We start from the raw sequence: 20,065 nt of genomic DNA, 5'->3' as shown, positions 1-20,065 counted from the left end.
TATTTGGTAAGTCGTGGTTATCTTGTCGCGTTCGCCAGCATAAATTGTCAATAAAACCAGTTATCATTGCGCCAATATCCGCCCTGCTGCATACTTTTAGCTTGCCTCACCATGGCCTTCCCGCCTGCCACTACCTCGTCTCCATGCGTCTTCTGTCGATCAAATACCGCCTGCTTATCCTCCTGACCCTGATCCTGGGGGCGGGCTTCATGGCCACCAGCCTGGCCAGCTACCTGGCTTCGCGCCAGGCCATCGAGCACGGCATCGCAGACCAGACCCTGCCGCTGACGGGCGACAATATTTACTCGGAAATCCAGAAGGACATGCTGCGCCCCGTCTTCATCTCCTCGCTGATGGCGCACGACACCTTCGTGCGCGACTGGATACTGGCCGGCGAAAACAAGCCGGAACAGATCGTGCGCTACCTGGCCGAAGTCAAGAAAAAGTACGGCGCCATCACCAGCTTTCTCGTCTCGGACAAGAGCAGCAAATATTATTACGCGGAAGGCACCTTGAAATCCGTCAGTCCGGAGGCGACGCGCGACATCTGGTACTACCGCGTGCGCGCCATGGACAAGACCGACTATGAAACGAATGTCGACGTGGACATGGCCAACCGCGACAGCATGACCATCTTCATCAACCACCGCGTGGTCGACTACGATGGCCAGTTCATCGGCGCCACCGGCATCGGCCTGACCCTGGCCACCATGAGCCACATCATCGACCGCTACCAGGCGCGCTTCCACCGCAACATCTATTTTGTCGATGCCGCCGGCTCCCTGGTGCTGGCAGGCAAGAGCGTGCGCAACGGGCACGGCAACATCCGCAGCCTGCCCGGCGTGAACGCCATTGCCGAGCAGATCATCAACCACCGCAGCGAGCCGACGCATCTGTCGTACCAGCTCGGCCGCGCGCAAATCCTCGTCAACTCGCGTTTCATTCCCGAACTGGGCTGGTACCTGGTGGTCGAGCAAAACGTCAGCGACGAAGTCCAGTCGCTGCAGCGCGTGTTCATCTTCAACCTGGCCATCAGCTTTGGCGTCACCCTGCTGGTACTGCTGCTGACCCTGCTGACGGTGAACCGCTACCAGCGCCGCATCGAGCGCATCGCCTCGACGGATGCGCTGACCGGGCTATTGAACCGCCAGTCGCTGGAATTGCTGTTCCAGCGCGCGATGTTATTGTCCAAACGCAATGAGCAGCCGATGTCGGCCATCCTCTTCGACATCGATTTCTTCAAGCGCGTCAACGATACCCACGGCCACCTGTGGGGCGACAAGGTCATCCGTGGCGTGGCGGACGTGGCGCGCGCCACCGTGCGCGAAAGCGACGTCATCACGCGCTGGGGCGGCGAGGAATACCTGGTGCTGCTGAATGACTGCAGCCTGGCCAAAGCGGCGGAAGTGGCGGAAAGCCTGCGCGCCGCCATCGAACGCCACGATTTCGGTCTGCCCGAGCCGCGCGTCCCCGTGACGATCAGCCTGGGCGTGACCGAGTACCGGCCGGAGGAAAGCGAATCGGCCTTCTTTTCACGCGCCGACAGCGCCTTGTACCAGGCCAAGGAGCAGGGCCGCAACCGCCTGCACGCCGCCTAAAGCGCGGACTTGCGCCGGGCCAGGTCCTGCGTGGGCGCCACCAGCGCCCGGTACAACTCGCCCGTGGCCGCATCCCAGCTTTGCACGGCCAGCTGCTGACGTTGCACGGTGGCCGAATCGCCGCGCGCGATGGGGCCGGACAGCGCGGGCGCGGCCCCCAGGCGAAACACGTTCGCCACCGCTTCCGTCACCAGCGGCTGCGCCAGTTCGCGCGCCACCGGTTCGGGAATGCCGGCCGCCTGGTAGGCGCGCAAGGCCGCGTCGAGCACCGTCACCAGGTAATTGCTGGCGAAGACGGCAGCGGCGTGATACAGGGTCTTGGCGGCCGGATCGATGGGCACGGGGCGCGCGCCGATGGCGATCAAGGCCGGCGTGAGGAAAACCAGCGCCAGCGGGTCGCCTTCGACGCCGCAAAACGTGCCGTCGAAGGTGGCGGCCACCTGCTGCGGGTCGGCAAAGCTGCGGATCGGGTGGGCGCTGGCGACAAAGGCACCGGCCTGCGTGGCCGCCAGCAGCACGTTCGAGGCCAGCGCGCCGCTGCAGTGAAACACGATGGCGCCCGCCTGGCGCCCCTCGGCCACCAGCGCCGCGCAGGCCGGGCCGATCTGGTCGTCCGACACGGCCAGCATGGTGACGTCGGCGTGGCGCAAGGCCGTATAGCTGTCGACGGGGGTGCCGGCGCCGATGAAGTCCACGGCCGTCTGCGCCGACGCCATCGAGCGCGTCAGCACATCCTGCACCGCGATCCCGTCCACGCCGGCGAACAGACGGCCCAGCACCTTGCCCACGTGGCCGGCGCCGATGATATTCAATGTCACGTTCATGATGATTGTCTAAAAGCTCGATCCCGGCTGGCGCAAAAATTCCACTTCTTCCAGGGTCGAGGGGCGACCGAGGATGGCGTTGCGGTGCGGGAAGCGGCCGAAGCGGGCGATCACTTCCTGGTGGCGCTCGGCGTAGTCGAGCATGCTGTCAAAACCGGGCTGCGCCTGCGACAAGCGCTGGAACAGCTCGACGGCGCGCGCCTGCATGGCCAGGTCTTCCGCGTGTTCGAACGGTAAATACACGAAGGCGCGCAGCATCGGCGGCAGTTGCTGGTCCAGCCCCTGCTGCGTCATGGCGACGGCCAGCGCCAGCGCCCAGGCGTCGCCGGCAAAGGCGCGCGGCGTGCCGCGGTACACATTGCGCGTGAACTGATCGAGCACGATGAGGCGCGCCAGCGCGCCGTGCGGCGTCGCATCCCATTCACCCAAGCCGCCGGCTATGGCGGCATCGATCAGCGCGCCGAAACGCGCGCGTATCAGCAAATCGAAACCGTCATCCTTGCGGAACCATTCCATGCGCGCCTGGCCGTGGCCGGGGTGATCCGGCGGCAGGAACCAGAAATCGAGTACTTTTTGAGCCTGGGGGTCCATGTCCATCCTTTTCAGTTGCGTGCATGCGACAGCTGGAAGCCGGCGATGCCGTCGAAGGCGGCCAGTTCGGCCGACATGGCCGACAGGCTGGCGCCCGTGTTCTTGCCATGCGCGATGGCGACAAAGCGCCATTCCTGCATGCCGTCCGTGCTGCCGATGGTCAGCGAGCCGCCCGCGATGTCGTAGCCGCGCTTGGCGGCCATGCGCCGCAGCGCATCCTCGCGCGGAATGAAGCCTTGCTTGAAGCGCATGGTGATGGCCACCGCATGGCGCGACGGCAGCCAGTTCTCCAATTTTGACAGAAAAATCATCGCCATCGCGCACAGAAAGGCCAGGCCCATGGCCGACAGATAAAAACCGATGCCCACCATGATGCCGATTACGGACGAAGCCCAGATCGAGGCGGCCGTCGTCAGGCCGCTGATATTGAAGCCCTCGCGCATGATGACGCCGGCGCCCAGAAAACCCACGCCCGTGACGATGCCCTGGATGACGCGCGTGGGATCGCTGCCGACGATGGCGCCATGGCCGCCGTACCAGAACTCGGGATAGCCGCCCAGCACGGTCAGCGCGGCCGAGGCCATGCACACGAGGCTGTAGGTGCGCATGCCGGCCGCGCGCCCGTGATACGAACGCTCGTACCCCACCAGCAAGCCCAGCAGCAGCGCGCCCAGCAGGTTCAGCAGGATCACGCCATTCGTCGCCAGCTCGGCCGGCGACCAGTAGGCGCGCAGGAAGTCGATGGTCGGCATTTAATCCTGGGGTTTTTTGGTCAGCTGCTTTTCAAACGCCACGTCGAGCTTGCTGACGCGGCGCGCCTTTTGCGGTCCCAGGCCATTGACGAAGGCGACAAAGGCGTCGAGTTCCAGCGGCGGGCACAGGGGCGGCAAGCCGGGGCCTTCCGTGAGGAAGAACAGTTCATCGCCCGTGCGCGCCATCGTGTAGAGGCGGTTGCCGGTGCGTTCCTTGAGCCGCTCGATGGCGGACGTGGCGCGGGTCGAGCGCATCAGATGGCTCCCGTGCGCTGTTCCAGCCACGCCAGCGCAGGCGCATCGGCCGGCGCCGCCAGGTGCGGCGCCAGGCGCGCGCGCACGGTGGCGTGATAGTCGTTGAGCCAGGCCGCCTCGTCGTCGCGCAACAGCGAGCGTTCCACGCAGCGCGTATCGATCGGGCACAGGGTCAATGTCTCGAAGCGCAGGAATTCGCCGAAGGGCGTCGTCCCTGCGGGAATGTTGAGCACCAGGTTCTCGATGCGGATGCCCCACTGGCCGGGACGGTAGATCCCCGGCTCGATGGAGGTGATCATGCCCGGTTCCATCGCCGTCTGCGGCTCCGGCATGGCGGACTGCGAAATCGATTGCGGCCCTTCGTGCACGTTCAGGAAGAAACCCACGCCATGGCCCGTGCCGTGGCCAAAGTCGATGCCTTCGGCCCACAGGGGCGCGCGGGCAATCGAGTCGAGCATGGGCGACTTCACGCCGCGCGGGAACTGCGCGCGCGACAGGGCGATCATGCTGCGCAAGACCAGGGTGAAATCGCGCCGGTGTTCTGCCGTGATCGTGCCGACGGGGACCACGCGCGTGATGTCCGTGGTACCGCCCCAATACTGGCCGCCCGAGTCGATCAGCAGCAGGCCGTCGCCTTCGATGGTGGCCTCGCTGCCCGCATGGGCGTGGTAATGCATGATGGCGCCATGCGCATTGAAGCCGGCGATGGTGCCGAAACTGGGGCTGACAAAACCGGCGCGGCGGGCGCGGGCGGCCGTCAGGTGTTCGTCGACACCGATTTCCGTCAACGGCGCGCGTTGCGTGTCGGCCAGGGTGGCGTCCAACCAGCTGAAAAATTCGCACAGGGCGGCGCCGTCCTGCTCCATGGCGGCGCGCACGTGCGCCGCTTCAGCGTCCGTCTTGCGCGACTTGGCCAGGGTGGTCGGGTTGATCGATTCGACCACGCGCACGCCGTCGGCCACGGCCTGGCGCGTGCCGAACGTGATGCGGCGCGGATCGAGCAGCAGGGTGGCGCCGGCCGGCAGGGCGGCCAGCGCGGCGGCCGCGCGGTCATACGCGGCCACGTCCACACCTTCGCTCTCCAGCGTGCCGCGCAGGGCCGCTGGCAACTTGCCGTCGGCGACGAACAGGGTGGCGCGCTCGGGGCCCACCAGCGCATGGGCGAGGAAGACGGGGTTGTAGTTGACGTCGGCGCCGCGCAGGTTGAACAAATACGCGATATCGTCGAGGGTGGAAATGACGTGGTGGCTGGCGCCGTGCGCCGCCATGCCGGCACGCAGGGCTGCCAGTTTTTCCATGCGCGACAGCGTTGGATACGCGGCCGCATGCTCGTACACCGGCGCGGCGGGCATGGCCGGACGATCCGGCCAGACGGCTTGCAGCACATCGGTATCCGTGCGCAGAGTCACTTGCGCGCCCAGCGCCTGCTGCAGCAGGCGCGCATTGGCCAGGCCCAGCACGGCGCCGTCGACGGCCACCGTCTGCCCCGGCCGCATGGTCTCGCCCAGCCAGTCGATATACAGCACGCTGGCGCCGGACGGGATTTTCTTCAGGACGATGCCGCTGCCGGCCAGTTCGTCTTCCGCCTGCTCCCAGTAGCGGCCATCGGTCCACACGCCGGCGAAATCCTGCGTCACGACCAGGGTGCCGACGGACCCCGTAAAACCCGACAGCCACTCGCGGCCCTGCCAGCGGGCCGGCAGGTACTCGGACAAATGCGGGTCGGCCGATGGCACGATCAGGGCATCGATGTGCTGCGCGCGCATGGCGCCGCGCAGCTGCGACAAACGGGAGGCGGGGGTGGATTGGTCTGGTGTCTGCATGGGAGCGAAAATGGAGCGGTGCTGGGAAGCGTCTATGATACCGCGATTAGCAGCCGGGTTGCACTCGCTGCAACGCCAGCAGCGCCCCGGCGGCGGCGGCGATTTTTTCCAGCAGCGCCTCGTCGTAGGGCAGCCACGGCACGGCGCCCAGCTTGTTCCCCTGCGCTACCGCCTCGATCACCGCCTCGGCGCCATCCTTCGTGACCCTGCCGGTGGTCAGGTGGATCGCATGCCGGCCCACCATCAGGTGGCGCGCTTCGAGCGTCATCCGGCCATCCTCGATCTGGTCCGCGAATACCTGTTCCAGCACGGCGCGCCGCATGCCCGCCATCGGCCCCGGTGCCAGGTTGGCCAGGTAAAACAGGCGCTGTTCGCGCTCCACGCTTTGCTCTTCCTCCACCAGCGCCAAGGCGCTGACGCTGACCAGCAGGTCCACCGCGCGGCACGCTTCCGAATACGCCACCGGCGCCATCGGCATCATCTGCGCGGGCGCCAGCCCGTTTGACGTGCAGGCGCCGCCCGCCCCCGGATACACGTGTCCCTCGATGCGCAGCGACACGCACCAGGCACCGAACTGGCGCGACAGGCCTTCATCGTGGTCCAGGCGCCAGCCTTCGCGGCGCGCCAGTCCCAGCAAGGTGGGCAACGACAGCTGGTAGCCGGCAAATGGGGCGCCGCCGTCGCCGGGCGGTGCATATATTTCGCGATAAACCTGGCGTAGCGGCTGGCGCAGGCGCCGCCGAGCGAGCAGGGCTTGCCAGGCGGCGCGCTCTTCCCCGCTGCCATGCAAGGGGTGCCACAGGCCGATCTCGCCTTGCTCCGGCACATCCACCGGCTGCCCCTGCGCATCGATGGCGCCCTTCCCGTCGAGCATGAAGGCCAGCCCATCGCCCGTGCGCCAGACCAGCGCGCGCGCCACCGCGTCGATATCGGCATCGTCGCGCAGGCCACGCCATTGGTCCAGGCCAAACCACACCTCGCTGGCGTAGCCCGCTTCCAGGCGGCGCGCCAGCATGGTCTGGCGCCGCTTGCCCATGGGACCCGGCATGCCGATCCTCCAGGCGATATCGGGCCGTTCGGCCAGCGCCCGTTCGGCCGGTTTCAGATTGCGTTCCAGTTTCTTGCGGATGCCCGCATGGCGCACCTGGGCCAGCGCCGCGCGCAGGGCCTGCAGGCTTTCGGGCGTGGGAATGGTTTCCACCGCATGGCCCAGCGCCATCGCCAACGATTGCGACGGCGCGCTCTTGGCCGCGCCGGGCGCCACGCATGCCAACGGCAACAGGATGGTGATCACGGGCCTCAACCAGGCATCGTCGCGATAGGACGCCACCCGCGCGGCGCGCGCCAGCACCGGAGAATCTGCCGTGGCAAAGGCGGCATCGGCAGCATACGGCACGCTGCCGTCATGGATGGCGGCGATATGGCGCGCCGCCTGCTCCAGTATCGTGCGCGCAAAATCGACATACACCGCATCGTCGGCCAGCACGTCGGCGGGATCGGCCTCGCCGATGCTGTCGCGGTTCCAGTGGCCGCTGTAGCGCGAGCCGGCCAGCGCCAGCAGCGACGTTTTCGCCAGCTGCGGCAGCACGGTGAGTTCCTGCAAGGTCAAGGGCATCGGGTAGCGCGCATGACGCTCATCCATCATCTGCCCGAACTGGGTTAGGGCGTCGCCGCCGGCCAGCTGCGCCAGCAGCCAGGCGGCAAAATGCTGTTCGCCCCAATGCTTCGGTTCATCGAGGATGCGCAGCGCCAGCTGCGCGCTGCCTTCCGGTGGCGCGCCGCGCAGGCAAGCCAGGCAGCCGATTGCGTAGTCCCAGTCGTGCACGCGGGCCGCGTCCAGCGCGTCGAGGAACATCTCGCCTGCCAGCGCCGGTGCCAGGTTCATGCTGCTCGCTTGCGCCAATAGCGCCAGCGCCAGTTCGCGCCGAGCATAATCGTCATGGCCGAAGCCCGCCGCGCGGTGCAGTGCACCCCAGATGGCGCCCAATTCTTCCGGTGTCCAGTCGCTGAAATCGACCGGCGGCCCCGCGAAACGCGCATGGTCGACGGCAGCGCCCTCGAGGCGTGCACGCAGCGCTGCGGCACGGCTGGAGATCTCAGTCTCCATCATCGGCCTCGTAGCGGCGCAAGCCTTCCAGGTCCAGCACGCGGATGCCGCCGTAATCGAGGCGCAATAAACCCTTTTTTTCCAGCACCTGCAAGGCCTGGTTGGCGCGCTGGCGCGAGGAACCGGATAGCAGGCCGATTTCTTCCTGCGACAGCTGCACCAGGGTGTCCACGCTCGGGTACAGGTGCGAGTGGAACATCGAGGCCAGGCAGCGCGCCACGCGCGTGTTCAGGTCGAGCAGGCGCTCGTTTTCCATCATGCCGATGAACTGGCCAAGGCGCTCGTTGAGCTGCATCAGCAGGAAGCGCGTGAATGGCAGGCTCGTTTCCAGCAGCCAGTGGAAGGTGGTGGCGGGCAGGCGCGCCACGCGCGTATCGCGCACGGCGATGGTGTCGTATTTGCGCATCTCGCGCTTGAGCAGCGAACCTTCCCCAAACCAGCTGCCCGGTGACAAGCCCGTAAACGTCATGGCCTTGCCGGAAGCGGAAAAATTATTCATCTTGACCATGCCGCTGATGACGCCGATCCAGTTGTCCACCGGCTCGCCCTTGCGGCAGACAAAGCCGCCTTTCGGCACGAAAGTCTCGAACACATCGGCCTCGACCCGGGCCATTTGCACGGGGTCGAGCAGCTGCGCCCAGTGGGCCGCGCGCACGGCATCCTTGAGGCTGATATCAGGATTGATCATTGTGCGATGCACCATCGAAAAGTGGGTAAATGTCCCCGAAAAGACAACTTGGCAAACTAACGCAGGCTACTATCATTGCACAAACGCCTTACACATAAAAAACACAGAGCGCCATCCAACGAGGTGGGGCCTGAGACAAGCAACAGGGAGACACTGGTGCAAACGAATACCACAGCAGCAATGCCGACTTTTCCGCGGCGCTTATTGCAACACGGGACAGTACGATCCGACAAGCCCGCATTTCGCGAAAAACACCTGGGCATCTGGCAAACCTGGACCTGGTCCGAGGTGAACGAGGAAGTGCGCGCGCTGGCCTGCGGCCTGGCCGCCATCGGCTTCCGGCGCGGCATGAATCTGGCCATCATCGGCGACAACCGTCCCCGCCTGTACTGGGCCATGCTGGCCGCGCAAAGCCTGGGCGGCGTGCCCGTGCCACTCTACCAGGACGCGCCGGCCGCCGACATGGCCTACGTGCTGCAGGATGCGGAAATCCGCTACGCCATCGTCGAAGACCAGGAGCAGGTCGACAAGCTGCTCGAACTCAAGGCCCTGTATCCGCACGTCGCCCACATCGCCTATGACGATGAACGCGGCATGCGCCATTACCGCCAGCCGGAGCTGACGTCCTTTGCCGCCCTGCAGACGCTGGGCCGCGCCTATGACCGCGAACACCCGGGCTTTTTCGACGCCGCCGTGGCAGCGGTCCAAGGCAGCGACTCGGCCGTGATCCTGTACACCTCGGGCACCACGGGCAAGCCGAAGGGCGTGTGCCAGAGCCATACGGCGCTGCTGGCGGCCGGCGAAGGCGGCGTCGCCTTCGACCAGCTCACCGACGAGGAAGACATCCTGTCCTACCTGCCCATGGCGTGGGTCGGCGACTGCCTGTTCTCGCTGGCGCAGGCCATGGTGGCCGGCTTTACCGTCAACTGCCCGGAGTCGGGCGACACGGTGATGATCGACATGCGCGAAATCGGGCCCACCTGCTACTTTGCGCCGCCGCGCGTGTTCGAGAACATGCTCACCAGCGTGATGATACGCATGGAAGACGCGAGCAGCATCAAGCGCCGCATGTTCAGCCATTTCATGGACGTGGCCAAGCGCTGCGGCGCGCAGATTTTGGACGGTAAACCAATCTCGCTGGCGGACCGCCTCGGCTACAAGCTGGGCGAGCTGCTCGTCTACGGCCCCCTGAAAAACGTGCTGGGACTGTCGCGCGTGCGCGTCGCCTACACGGCCGGCGCCGCGATCGGGCCCGACCTCTTCCGCTTCTACCGCTCGATCGGCGTCAACCTCAAGCAGCTGTACGGCTCCACCGAAACCTGCGCCTATGTGTGTTTGCAACCGGACGGCAATATCAAGTTCGACAGCGTCGGACTGCCGGCGCCAGGCGTGGAAGTCAAGCTGGCGGCCAATGGCGAAGTGCTGGTCAAGTCGCCCGCCACCATGAGCGGCTACTTCAAGCGTCCCGACGCCACGGCCGAAGTGATCGACAACGACGGCTACTTCCACACGGGCGACGCGGGCGTGTTCGACAGCGAAGGCCATTTGAAAATCATCGACCGCGCGGCCGACGTGGGCAAGATGAATTGCGGCGCCATGTTCGCCCCCAACTACATCGAGAACAAGCTCAAGTTCTTCCCCTTCATCAAGGAAGTGGTGGCCTTCGGCCATGCGCGCGACCAGGTGTGCGCCTTCATCAACATCGACATCGAAGCGGTGGGCAACTGGTCCGAACGGCGCGGCATCGCCTACTCCGGCTACACGGACCTGGCGGCGCGCGCCGAAACCTATGGCTTGATCCGCGACTGCATCGAGCAGGTCAACGCGGAACTGGCGGCCGACCCCTTGATGGACCGCACGCAGGTGCACCGCTTCCTCGTGCTGCACAAGGAACTCGACCCGGATGACGACGAGCTGACCCGCACGCGCAAGGTGCGCCGCAAATTCATCGCCGAAAAATACGCGGTGCTCATTTCCGCCCTGTACGAGGGCAAGGCAACGCAATACATCGAGACCCAGGTGAAATTCGAGGATGGCCGCCTTGGTTCGACCAGCGCCAACCTGCAGATCTGGGACAGCAAAACGTACCGGCCCCAGGGCCTGGCCGCATGATGGAGCACAGCACGATGCAAATGAACGAACCCGACGCCCATTTCGGCACGGCCCGCAAGACGGGTCCCGTGATCCTCGACCTGAAGAACATCTCGCTGTCGTTCGGCGGCGTGAAAGCGCTGACCGACATCTCGTTCGACGTGAAGCAGCATGAAATCCGCGCCATCATCGGTCCGAACGGCGCGGGCAAAAGCTCGATGCTCAACGTGATCAATGGCGTGTACCGCCCGCAGCAGGGCGAGATCATCTACCGCGGCGAGCATCGGCGCGGCATGGATTGCTACGCGGCCGCCAAGTCCGGCATCGCGCGCACCTTCCAGAACATCGCCCTGTTCAAGGGCATGACGGTGCTGGACAACATCATGACGGGGCGCAACCTCAAAATGAAGTCGAATTTCCTGCTGCAGGCCCTGTACTGGGGACCGGCGCGGCGCGAGGAAATCGAGCACCGCAAGAAGGCCGAGGAGATCATCGACTTCCTGGAAATCCAGGCCATCCGCAAGACGCCCGTGGGGCGCCTGCCCTACGGCTTGCAAAAGCGCGTGGAGCTGGGCCGCGCGCTGGTGGCCGAACCGGAAATTTTGCTGCTCGATGAACCGATGGCCGGCATGAACGTGGAAGAAAAGCAGGACATGTGCCGCTTCATCCTCGACGTCAACGACCAGCTGGGCACGACCATCGTGCTGATCGAGCACGACATGGGCGTGGTGATGGATATCTCCGACCGCGTGGTGGTGCTCGACTACGGCAAGAAGATCGGCGACGGCACGCCCGACGAGGTGCGCAGCAACCAGGATGTCATCAACGCGTATTTGGGTGTCGCGCACTAGCTCCAGACAAGGAATAGCAATGAATATCAATTTTTTCTTTGAAGTGCTGATCGGCGGCCTGCTGTCGGGCGTCATGTACGCGCTGGTGGCGATCGGCTTCGTTCTGATCTACAAGGCCTCGGGCGTGTTCAACTTCGCGCAGGGCGCGATGGTGTTCTTCGCCGCCCTCACCTGCGTCGGCATCATGGACAAGTTCGGCCTGTCCTTGTGGCTGGCCATCCCGCTGACGATGCTCACCATGATCGTGCTGGGCATGGCGATTGAAAGGGTGGTCTTGCGGCCGCTCGTCAACCAGCCGGAAATCACGCTCTTCATGGCCACCATCGGCCTGACTTTTTTCATCGAAGGCCTGGCGCAGCTGATGTGGGGCTCGCAGGTACACAAGCTGGACCTGCCCATCGAAGACGTGCCGATGCCCTTCCTGATGGACCATTTCAACATCATCGTTTCGCAGTTCGACGTGGTGGCGGCCGGCATCTGCGCGCTGCTGGTGATTTGCCTGGCCCTGCTGTTCTCGAAAACCAAGGTGGGCCGCGCCCTGCGCGCCGTCGCCGACGACCACCAGGCGGCGCTGGCCGTGGGTATCCCGCTGCAGCGCATCTGGGCAGTGGTGTGGGGCGTGGCGGGCCTGGTGGCGATGGTGGCCGGCTTGCTGTGGGGCGCGCGCAACGGGGTGCAGTTCGCCCTCACCTTTATCGCCCTGAAAGCGCTGCCCGTGCTGATCCTCGGCGGCTTTACCTCGGTGCCAGGCGCCATCGTCGGCGGCCTGATCATCGGCGCCTCGGAAAAGCTGGCCGAAGTCTACCTCGGCCCCATGGTGGGCGGCGGCATCGAAGGCTGGTTCCCGTATGTGCTGGCCCTGCTGTTCCTGCTCGTGCGCCCGGAAGGCCTGTTCGGCGAGAAGATCATCCGTCGAATATAAGGCCCCAAGAGCATCGTAGGTCGGATTAGCCGAAGGCGTAATCCGACAAACACCCCAACAGTGAGCAAAGGACACGCCATGATTTACCGTGAAGCAGGACAATTCAAGACCAGCTACCAGGCTGACAACCAGATTTTCCCTATCCGGCAAGACCGCCTGGCGCTGACGGCCACACTGCTCGTCGCCGTCTTCCTCCTGCCGTATTTCGCCTCGCCGTACATGCTGTCGGCGATCCTGATCCCGTTCCTGATCTTCGCTCTGGCGGCGCTGGGCCTGAACATCCTGACCGGTTACGCGGGCCAGCTGTCGCTGGGCACGGCCGCCTTCATGGCCGTGGGCGCGTTTGCCTCGTATAACTTCATGGCGCGCCTGCCCGGCCTGCCGCTGCTGGTGTCGTTCATCCTGGGCGGCCTGTGCGCGGCCATGGTGGGCATCGCCTTCGGCCTGCCCTCCCTGCGCATCCGCGGCTTTTACCTGGCCGCCTCCACCCTGGCGACGCAGTTCTTCGTTGTCTGGTGCCTGACCAAGATCCCGTACCTGACCAACTACAGTTCCTCGGGCGTGATCACGGTGCAGAAGATGACCATCCTCGGCTACCAGTTCGACACGCCGCAAAGCAAATACCTGCTGGTGCTGGCGATCGTCGCCGGCATGGCGCTGCTGGCCAAGAACATGATCCGCTCGAACGTGGGCCGCTCGTGGATGGCCGTGCGCGACATGGACATGGCGGCCGAGGTGATCGGTTTCAGATTGATGCGCACCAAGCTGCTGGCGTTTGCCGTCAGCTCCTTCTACTGCGGCGTGGCCGGCGCCCTGTATGCGTACGCCTACCTGGGCACGGTGGAGCCGGAAGCGTACAACCTGGACCTGTCCTTCCGCATCCTGTTCATGATCATCATCGGCGGCGTCGGTTCTATCCTCGGTTCCTTCCTGGGCGCGGCCTTCATCGTGCTGCTGCCCGTCTTCCTGAACACCATCGCGCATGGCCTGGCGTTGCCGACCAGTGTGGCCTCGAACCTGGAACTGATGGTGTTCGGCGCGCTGATCATCTTCTTCCTGATCGTCGAGCCGCACGGCCTGGCCAGGCTGTGGCAGATCGCCAAGGAAAAGTTGCGACTCTGGCCCTTCCCCCATTAAGTTTTTGCAGTCGATGTCGGTTCACTTGAATACCAAATAAAACAAGAGGAGACACACAATGAAACACATCAAATCGCTCATGCTGGCCGCCGCCATCGCCAGTGCCGCACTCACCATGGCCGGCAGCGCGCAGGCGCAGGACAAGGAACAGTACATCGCCCTGCCCTCCTACCGCGTGGGTCCGTACGCGGCCGGCGGCTCCGGTTTCTACGGCGGCATCATCGATTACTTCAACCTGGTCAACCAGGCCGGCGGCGTCAATGGCGTGAAAATCAGCTGGGAAGAATGCGAAACCGAATACAACCCGTCGCGCGGCGTCGAATGCTATGAACGCCTGAAAACCAAGCAGGGCGGCGCCACCCTGGTCGAAACCCTGTCCACGGGCGTCGCCTACGGCATCCTCGACCGCGTGGCGCAGGACAAGATTCCCATGACGATGATCGGCTACGGCCGCTCGGACGCCGCCAACGGCAAGGTCTTCCCGTATGTGTATCCGCTGATCTCCAGCTACTGGAGCCAGGCCGCCGCCATGATCAAGTATTTGGGCGACAAGGATGGCGGCATGGACAAGCTGAAAGGGAAAAAAATCGTCCACCTGTACCACGATTCGGCCTTCGGCAAGGAGCCGCTGCCCGTGCTCGAAGCGCTGTCGAAACAGTACGGCTTCGAACTGATCAAGATTCCCGTCGCGCCGCCCGGCAGCGAACAGCAATCGCAATGGCTGCAAATCCGCCAGGCCAAGCCGGACCACGTGATCCTGTGGGGCTGGGGCGTGATGAACTCCGTTGCCATCAAAACGGCGCAGCGCAACGGCTTCCCGCGCGACAAAATGCTGGGCGTCTGGTGGGCCGGCTCCGAGGAAGACACGATTCCATCGGGCGACGCGGCCAAGGGCTACACGGCGATGACGTTCAATACGCCGGGCAACTACCCCGTGCTCGACGACATCCGCAAGAAACTCTACGCCACCGGCAAGGGCAACCTGTCCGACCAGTCGCGCATCGGCTCCGTCTACCACATGCGCGGCGTGACGGCCGGCATCCTGTGGGTCGAAGCGATCCGCACGGCGCAGGAAAAATTCGGCAAGGGCAAGCCGATCACGGGCGAGCAGATGCGCTGGGGCCTGGAAAACCTGAACGTCGACGATGCGCGCCAGAAGGCCGTCGGTGCGCTGGGCATGTTCCCCACCGTGAAAACCAGCTGCGACGACCATGAAGGCTCGGGCGCCGTGAAGGTGCAGCAGTGGGACGGCAAGAAGTGGACCGCCATCACGCCGAAATGGATCGTCGGCGACAAGGCCCTGGTGCGCAAGCTGGTCGAGGAATCGTCCGGCAAGTACGCCGAAGAGAAAAAGATCACGCCGGCGTGCATGAAGTAAGCGGCTCTCGACGTGGCGTCGGGTTACGCGCTACGCGCTAACCCGACCTACGCCGACCAACACCGCATTCACGTAGGTCGGATTAGCGTAGCGTAATCCGACAGCATCGCCAACACATATGAAAACGAAGCAGCCATGACACCCACTGCCACGCAAACACCAGACACCGCGCCGCCCTACCTGTCGGTCAACAATATCGAAGTCATCTACGACCACGTGATCCTGGTCCTGAAGGGCGTGTCGCTGCAAGTCCCGCAGGGCAAGATAGTGGCGCTGCTGGGCGCCAACGGCGCCGGCAAGTCGACCACCCTGAAAACCATCTCGACCCTGCTGCGCGGCGAACGCGGCGACGTCACCAAGGGCGAAGTCCAGTTCAAGGGCGAGCGCGTGGATCAGTTGACGCCGAATGAGCTGGTCAAGCGGGGCCTGTCGCAAGTGATGGAGGGCCGCCACTGTTTCGGCCACCTCACCATCGAGGAAAACCTGCTGACGGGCGCCTACACGCGCAGCCTGTCGCGCGGCGAGCTGAAAGAGGCGCTGGACAAGGTCTACCACTACTTTCCGCGCCTGAAAACGCGGCGCAGCAGCCAGGCCGGCTATACCTCGGGCGGCGAACAGCAGATGTGCGCCATCGGCCGCGCGCTGATGGCCAAGCCGTCGATGATCTTACTGGACGAGCCCTCGATGGGCATCGCGCCGCAGATCGTCGAAGAGATCTTCGGCATCGTCAAGGATTTGAATCACAAGGAAAACGTGTCTTTCCTGCTGGCCGAGCAGAACACCAACGTGGCGCTGCGCTACGCGGACTTCGGCTACATCCTGGAAAACGGCCGCGTCGTGATGGAAGGGCAAGCGCAGGAACTGGCCAGCAACGAAGACGTCAAAGAGTTTTACCTGGGCGTGTCCAGCGCCGGGCGCAAGAGCTTCCGCGACATGAAGTTCTACCGCCGCCGCAAGCGCTGGCTGGCGTGATCCATCAAAAACCTTGGCTGCAACGCGCCCGGCGGTCCTGATGGCTAGGCGTGCGAATCAACATGCAATGACAATTGGAGAATGACTGACATGACCGATACGCTCGACAGTCTGGAAGCACGCGCCCCCGAAGCGCGCGAACGCGAATTGATGGCCGGCCTGCCGCAGCTGATCGCGCGCGCGCAACAGGCGCCGGGCTGGGCCCGCATCCTCGACGGCGTTGATGCGGCCGGCATCACCAGCCGCGCCGCGCTGGCGCAGCTGCCCGTGACGCGCAAGTCCGACCTCAAGCAATTGCAGCACGCGCAGCTGCCGTTCGGCGGCTTGAACACGACACCGAAAAACGCCCTGTCGCGCGTGTTCGTCTCGCCCGGTCCCATCTTCGATCCGGAAGGCCGCGGCCCCGACTGGTGGCGCTTTGCGCGCCCCATGTATGCGGCCGGCGTGCGCGCCGGCGGCCTGCTGCAGAACTGTTTTTCGTATCACTTCACGCCGGCCGCCTTCATGGTCGAAGGGGGTGCCGCGCGCATCGGCTGCACCGTCATCCCGGCCGGCATCGGCCAGACGGAAATGCAGGTGCAGGCGATGGCCGACCTGAAGCCGGACACGTATATCGGCACGCCCTCATTCTTAAAACTGATCATCGAAAAAGCGCGCGAAATGGGCGCCGACATCAGCAGCGTCACCAAGGCCGTGATGGGCGCGGAAGCGCTGCCCGAATCCTTGCGCAGCTGGTTTGCCGAGAACGGCGTGCCGCACGTGTTCCAGACCTATGCCTCGGCCGATATCGGCAGCATCGCCTATGAAACGGCCAGCCATGGCAAGCTCAATCCAGGCATGGTCGTCGACGAGAACGTGCTGCTCGAGATCGTCCATCCGGGCAGCGGCATTCCCGTCGCGCCGGGCGAGGTGGGCGAAGTCGTCGTCACCGTCTTCAATGCCGACTACCCGCTGATCCGCTTTGCCACCGGCGATCTGTCGGCCGTGCTGATGGACGCGCCGCAGTCGCCGTGCGGGCGCACGAATACGCGCATCAAAGGCTGGATGGGGCGCGCCGATCAAACCACCAAGGTGCGCGCCATGTTCGTGCATCCGTCGCAGGTGCATGAAATCGCGCGCCGCCACCCGCAAATCAGGAAGGCGCGGCTGGTGGTGTCGGGGCGCATGGCCAACGACGAGATGGCCTTGCATTGCGAAGTCGACGATCCGCATGACGCCAGCGGCGTGGAAGCCATCATCGGTTCGATCCGCGAACTGACCAAGTTGCGCGGCGACGTGGTACTGGTGGCGGTGGGCAGTCTGGCCCAGGATGGGAAAATCATCGACGACATGCGCGATTACAAATAAGGCCGATTTGCGGGATAATACCGGCATTGACCATCAGCCCCTTTCATCGCCATGCAAGAGTCCATGCAAGAATTTCATCACAACCGTGCCCGTGACCTGATCAAGAACGCGGAACTGCTGTTCGACCAAGATACCGTGCAGGCGTCGATCACGCGCATGGCCGATGTGCTCAACACGCGCTTCAACGCCGAGGATTCGAAAGAGTTCCCGCTGGTGCTGGGCGTGATGGGCGGCGCCGTCGTGTTTACGGGCAGCCTGCTGCCGCAACTGAGCTTCCCGCTCGAATTCGACTACATCCATGTGAGCCGCTACGGCGACGACGACAAGGGTGGCGAAGTGGTGTGGAAAGTCATCCCCCGCTCGAACGTGGCGGGCCGCACCGTCATCGTGCTCGACGATATTCTCGACGAAGGCGAAACCCTGGCGCACGTCAAGCAGCGCTTGCTGGACATGGGCGCCTCCGAAGTCATCCTGGCCGTGTTCGCCGACAAGGCCATCGGCAAGAAAAAGCCCGTACAAGCCGACATCGTCGGCCTGGTGATACCGAACCGCTTCGTCGTCGGCTTCGGCATGGATGCGTACGGCTACTGGCGCAACTTGCCAGGTTTGTGGGCTATCAAGCCCGAGGATTTGAAACAGGAGTGATTGTGGTGTTGTCGGATTACGGCCTTTGGCCTAATCCGACCTACCAGTGCCCGGTGGCGTAGGTCGGATTAGCGCACCGCGCGTAATCCGACAAACCCACCAGCGTTACAGCTTCAACCGCGCGCGCGCCGCATCGTATTCGGCCTTCAGGCGCGCCACCATCTCTGCCACGCTCGGCACGTCATCCATCAAGCCCACGCCCTGGCCCGCGCCCCAGATGTCGCGCCAGGCCTTGGCGCTGCCGGAGCCGAAATTCATCGCGCTCTTGTCCGCTTCGGGCAAGGCTTCCGGATCGAGTCCGGCCGCTTCGATCGATTTTTTCAGGTAATTGCCGTGCACGCCCGTAAACAGGTTCGTGTAGACGATGTCGGCCGCGGCAGACTCCACGATGGCCTCGCGGTAGCCGTCGCTGACGTTCGATTCCTTGGTCGCCAGCCAGCGGGAGCCGATGTAGGCAAAGTCGGCGCCCATCGCTTGCGCGGCCAGCACGGCGTCGCCCGTGGCGATGGAGCCCGACAGCGCCAGCGGACCGTCGAAGAATTTGCGCACTTCGCCTACCAGCGCGAACGGCGACAGGGTGCCCGCGTGGCCGCCGGCTCCGCTGGCGACCAGGATCAAGCCATCGACGCCCGCTTCCAGCGCCTTTTTCGCGTGGCGGATCGAAATCACGTCATGCAGCACGATGCCGCCATAGCTGTGGATGGCGTCGAGCATTTCCTTGGGCGGCGCGCGCAGCGAGGAAATGATGATGGGGACCTGGTGTTTCACGCACACTTCCACGTCATGCGCGAGGCGGTCGTTCGACTGGTGCACGATCTGGTTGACGGCGATCGGCCCGACTTTTTTATCGGGATGGGCGGCCTGGAAGGCGGCCAGCTCGGCCTGCAGGTCGGTCAGCCACGTGTCGAGCAATTCGGCGGGACGCGCGTTCAGGGCAGGGAAGGAACCGACGATGCCGGCCTTGCACTGCGCCGCGACGAGGGCCGGGCCGCTGGCGATGAACATCGGCGAGGCGATAACGGGTAAGGAGAGGTTTTGCAACGCAACAGGCAATGCCATGGCGGACTCGCTGGAAAGTTGATCGGACGTGAAAGACACACTGAACGTTGATTATAGTGCAGAAAAAGTACGATCGTGCTGAATTTATCGCAAGGCCGGTTCAACCTTCGTTGAGCAAGTACTCACCCTCGACCCGCGCCGCTGCCGCCCTGCATAGTTGCGACACGGCCCACTCGGCCAGCGCGGCTGCCTCCTGGCGCAGGAAGCGCCGGTTGGCCTCTTCGAAGACGGGCATGCCGCGCAACAGGGCCGGTATCCCGGTCAGGGCGATGCGCTGGCGCTCGAGCAGCAAAAATTTCAGCAGCACTTTGACCGCATTCTGCGCATTGCGCACGGGGTCGGACGCCAGGTAATCGAGGCGCGAATACGCACGCTGCAGGGCGCCGGCGGCCTCCGTGAATGGCCGGCCATGCCCGGGAATGACGACGCGCACGTCCAGGCTGGCGATCAGGTCCAGCGTGGCGCGCGCTTCAGGAAAGCCGGAGCCGCCATCGAGTTCGGGAAAGATCACGCCAAAGCCGTTTTCCCACAGGGCGTCGGCGGAAATCAGGATGCCCTCGCCGGCGCAGTAAAAAATCAGCGAGTGCGGGTCGTGGCCCGGCGCGCCCAGCGCCTGCCAGGCCATGCCGGCCAAAATCAAGGTGTCGCCGGGCGAGACGGTGGCGTCAAAGCGGAAGCGCGGGCATTGCTGGCCCGTGGCCTGGAAGCTGAGGGCATCGACATCCCATGCGCGCACCTTGTCCGCTTCCGCCACGGGAATGGCCGTATGGCAGCCGTATTCGGCTTGCAGCAGCGCGTTGCCGCCGCAATGGTCGGAGTGCAGGTGGGTGTTGAACAGGCGGTCCAGCGGCCGGCCGGCCAGGCTGTGGCGCAGCAGGGCCAGGGTTTGCGGCGCATGCGTGACATAGCCGCTGTCGATCAGGGCCGTGTCATCCTTCCCCTGGAACAGGATGTTGTTCGACGACAGCCAGCCGCGTTCGAACACCTGCATGGCATCGGGGAACAGCGCTGGCGATCGCGGCATG

18 protein-coding genes are annotated in these 20,065 nt (G+C 64.5%); 9 read left to right on the top strand and 9 right to left on the bottom strand.

Features of this window, described 5'->3' with window-relative positions; all coding sequences use genetic code 11:
* Positions 1–101: 101 nt before the first annotated feature.
* Positions 102–1,598, top strand: a complete 1,497-nt coding sequence (locus AC3RCG_RS01955) for a sensor domain-containing diguanylate cyclase (protein WP_492402440.1) — start codon at positions 102–104, stop codon at positions 1,596–1,598.
* On the opposite strand, the gene AC3RCG_RS01950 is transcribed toward AC3RCG_RS01955, so the two are convergent.
* From AC3RCG_RS01950 to AC3RCG_RS01920, 7 genes are read right to left on the bottom strand one after another with little or no spacing between them, the layout of a single operon-like run.
* Positions 1,595–2,422: a Rossmann-like and DUF2520 domain-containing protein gene (locus AC3RCG_RS01950; RefSeq protein ID WP_070218978.1), complete on the bottom strand. Its 828-nt coding sequence runs from the start codon at positions 2,420–2,422 to the stop codon at positions 1,595–1,597. The two genes, AC3RCG_RS01955 and AC3RCG_RS01950, sit on opposite strands and share 4 nt — an antisense overlap.
* Positions 2,423–2,431: 9 nt before the next feature.
* Complete coding sequence (locus AC3RCG_RS01945; protein WP_492402441.1) at positions 2,432–3,019, bottom strand: DUF924 family protein; 588 nt, start codon at positions 3,017–3,019, stop codon at positions 2,432–2,434.
* A gap of 5 nt (positions 3,020–3,024) precedes the next feature.
* Positions 3,025–3,765, bottom strand: a complete 741-nt coding sequence (locus AC3RCG_RS01940; RefSeq protein ID WP_070313099.1) for an MgtC/SapB family protein — start codon at positions 3,763–3,765, stop codon at positions 3,025–3,027.
* Positions 3,766–4,020, bottom strand: a complete 255-nt coding sequence (locus tag AC3RCG_RS01935; RefSeq protein ID WP_046681889.1) for a hypothetical protein — start codon at positions 4,018–4,020, stop codon at positions 3,766–3,768. It lies immediately after the preceding gene.
* Positions 4,020–5,843 carry an aminopeptidase P family protein gene (locus tag AC3RCG_RS01930; RefSeq protein ID WP_492402442.1) on the bottom strand — a complete coding sequence of 608 codons (1,824 nt, stop codon included), beginning with the start codon at positions 5,841–5,843 and terminating at the stop codon, positions 4,020–4,022. The genes AC3RCG_RS01935 and AC3RCG_RS01930 overlap by 1 nt, the downstream gene beginning before the upstream one ends.
* A gap of 46 nt (positions 5,844–5,889) precedes the next feature.
* A complete protein-coding gene (locus AC3RCG_RS01925) occupies positions 5,890–7,953 on the bottom strand; it encodes a DUF4132 domain-containing protein (protein ID WP_492402443.1) in 2,064 nt (687 codons plus the stop codon).
* Positions 7,940–8,638, bottom strand: coding sequence for a Crp/Fnr family transcriptional regulator (locus tag AC3RCG_RS01920; RefSeq protein ID WP_070289386.1), 699 nt, complete (start codon positions 8,636–8,638; stop codon positions 7,940–7,942). The genes AC3RCG_RS01925 and AC3RCG_RS01920 overlap by 14 nt, the downstream gene beginning before the upstream one ends.
* Positions 8,639–8,818: 180 nt before the next feature.
* Here AC3RCG_RS01920 and AC3RCG_RS01915 point away from each other — a divergent pair, with 180 nt between their 5' ends.
* From AC3RCG_RS01915 to AC3RCG_RS01880, 8 genes are all read left to right on the top strand, one after another.
* A complete protein-coding gene (locus AC3RCG_RS01915; protein ID WP_492402444.1) occupies positions 8,819–10,750 on the top strand; it encodes an AMP-binding protein in 1,932 nt (643 codons plus the stop codon).
* 14 nt (positions 10,751–10,764) lie between these two features.
* Entirely contained in the window at positions 10,765–11,580 is an 816-nt protein-coding gene (locus AC3RCG_RS01910; protein ID WP_029496076.1) for an ABC transporter ATP-binding protein, read from the top strand.
* Positions 11,581–11,605: 25 nt separating this feature from the next.
* Entirely contained in the window at positions 11,606–12,502 is an 897-nt protein-coding gene (locus tag AC3RCG_RS01905; RefSeq protein WP_175444778.1) for a branched-chain amino acid ABC transporter permease, read from the top strand.
* 78 nt (positions 12,503–12,580) lie between these two features.
* Positions 12,581–13,639 carry a branched-chain amino acid ABC transporter permease gene (locus tag AC3RCG_RS01900; protein WP_034752817.1) on the top strand — a complete coding sequence of 353 codons (1,059 nt, stop codon included), beginning with the start codon at positions 12,581–12,583 and terminating at the stop codon, positions 13,637–13,639.
* A gap of 58 nt (positions 13,640–13,697) precedes the next feature.
* Positions 13,698–15,017 (top strand): ABC transporter substrate-binding protein, encoded by a 1,320-nt coding sequence (locus AC3RCG_RS01895; RefSeq protein ID WP_070218969.1) that lies wholly within the window; start codon positions 13,698–13,700, stop codon positions 15,015–15,017.
* Positions 15,018–15,152: 135 nt separating this feature from the next.
* Complete coding sequence (locus AC3RCG_RS01890) at positions 15,153–15,989, top strand: ABC transporter ATP-binding protein (RefSeq protein ID WP_492402445.1); 837 nt, start codon at positions 15,153–15,155, stop codon at positions 15,987–15,989.
* Positions 15,990–16,079: 90 nt separating this feature from the next.
* Positions 16,080–17,336: a phenylacetate--CoA ligase family protein gene (locus tag AC3RCG_RS01885; protein WP_492402556.1), complete on the top strand. Its 1,257-nt coding sequence runs from the start codon at positions 16,080–16,082 to the stop codon at positions 17,334–17,336.
* 63 nt (positions 17,337–17,399) lie between these two features.
* Entirely contained in the window at positions 17,400–17,981 is a 582-nt protein-coding gene (locus AC3RCG_RS01880; RefSeq protein ID WP_070218966.1) for a hypoxanthine-guanine phosphoribosyltransferase, read from the top strand.
* Between the two features lie 105 nt (positions 17,982–18,086).
* On the opposite strand, the gene AC3RCG_RS01875 is transcribed toward AC3RCG_RS01880, so the two are convergent.
* A complete protein-coding gene (locus AC3RCG_RS01875) occupies positions 18,087–19,040 on the bottom strand; it encodes an NAD(P)H-dependent flavin oxidoreductase (RefSeq protein WP_070218965.1) in 954 nt (317 codons plus the stop codon).
* 100 nt (positions 19,041–19,140) lie between these two features.
* Entirely contained in the window at positions 19,141–20,064 is a 924-nt protein-coding gene (locus tag AC3RCG_RS01870; protein ID WP_492402446.1) for an MBL fold metallo-hydrolase, read from the bottom strand.
* Between the last annotated feature and the right edge of the window lies 1 nt (position 20,065).

The sequence above is a fragment of the Janthinobacterium sp. GW823-FHT01H08 genome (genome assembly GCF_058797855.1).
This window is presented reverse-complemented; position numbering and strand designations above follow the sequence as displayed.

What these genes read in the sequence shown, in the direction of transcription:
- AC3RCG_RS01950 (WP_070218978.1), bottom strand. Translation starts at nt 2,422, where the DNA reads ATGAACGTGACATTGAATATCATCGGCGCCGGCCACGTGGGCAAGGTG.
- AC3RCG_RS01945 (WP_492402441.1), bottom strand. Translation starts at nt 3,019, where the DNA reads ATGGACATGGACCCCCAGGCTCAAAAAGTACTCGATTTCTGGTTCCTG.
- AC3RCG_RS01940 (WP_070313099.1), bottom strand. Translation starts at nt 3,765, where the DNA reads ATGCCGACCATCGACTTCCTGCGCGCCTACTGGTCGCCGGCCGAGCTG.
- AC3RCG_RS01935 (WP_046681889.1), bottom strand. Translation starts at nt 4,020, where the DNA reads ATGCGCTCGACCCGCGCCACGTCCGCCATCGAGCGGCTCAAGGAACGC.
- AC3RCG_RS01930 (WP_492402442.1), bottom strand. Translation starts at nt 5,843, where the DNA reads ATGCAGACACCAGACCAATCCACCCCCGCCTCCCGTTTGTCGCAGCTG.
- AC3RCG_RS01925 (WP_492402443.1), bottom strand. Translation starts at nt 7,953, where the DNA reads ATGATGGAGACTGAGATCTCCAGCCGTGCCGCAGCGCTGCGTGCACGC.
- AC3RCG_RS01920 (WP_070289386.1), bottom strand. Translation starts at nt 8,638, where the DNA reads ATGATCAATCCTGATATCAGCCTCAAGGATGCCGTGCGCGCGGCCCAC.
- AC3RCG_RS01915 (WP_492402444.1), top strand. Translation starts at nt 8,819, where the DNA reads ATGCCGACTTTTCCGCGGCGCTTATTGCAACACGGGACAGTACGATCC.
- AC3RCG_RS01910 (WP_029496076.1), top strand. Translation starts at nt 10,765, where the DNA reads ATGCAAATGAACGAACCCGACGCCCATTTCGGCACGGCCCGCAAGACG.
- AC3RCG_RS01900 (WP_034752817.1), top strand. Translation starts at nt 12,581, where the DNA reads ATGATTTACCGTGAAGCAGGACAATTCAAGACCAGCTACCAGGCTGAC.
- AC3RCG_RS01895 (WP_070218969.1), top strand. Translation starts at nt 13,698, where the DNA reads ATGAAACACATCAAATCGCTCATGCTGGCCGCCGCCATCGCCAGTGCC.
- AC3RCG_RS01890 (WP_492402445.1), top strand. Translation starts at nt 15,153, where the DNA reads ATGACACCCACTGCCACGCAAACACCAGACACCGCGCCGCCCTACCTG.
- AC3RCG_RS01885 (WP_492402556.1), top strand. Translation starts at nt 16,080, where the DNA reads ATGACCGATACGCTCGACAGTCTGGAAGCACGCGCCCCCGAAGCGCGC.
- AC3RCG_RS01880 (WP_070218966.1), top strand. Translation starts at nt 17,400, where the DNA reads ATGCAAGAATTTCATCACAACCGTGCCCGTGACCTGATCAAGAACGCG.
- AC3RCG_RS01875 (WP_070218965.1), bottom strand. Translation starts at nt 19,040, where the DNA reads ATGGCATTGCCTGTTGCGTTGCAAAACCTCTCCTTACCCGTTATCGCC.
- AC3RCG_RS01870 (WP_492402446.1), bottom strand. Translation starts at nt 20,064, where the DNA reads ATGCCGCGATCGCCAGCGCTGTTCCCCGATGCCATGCAGGTGTTCGAA.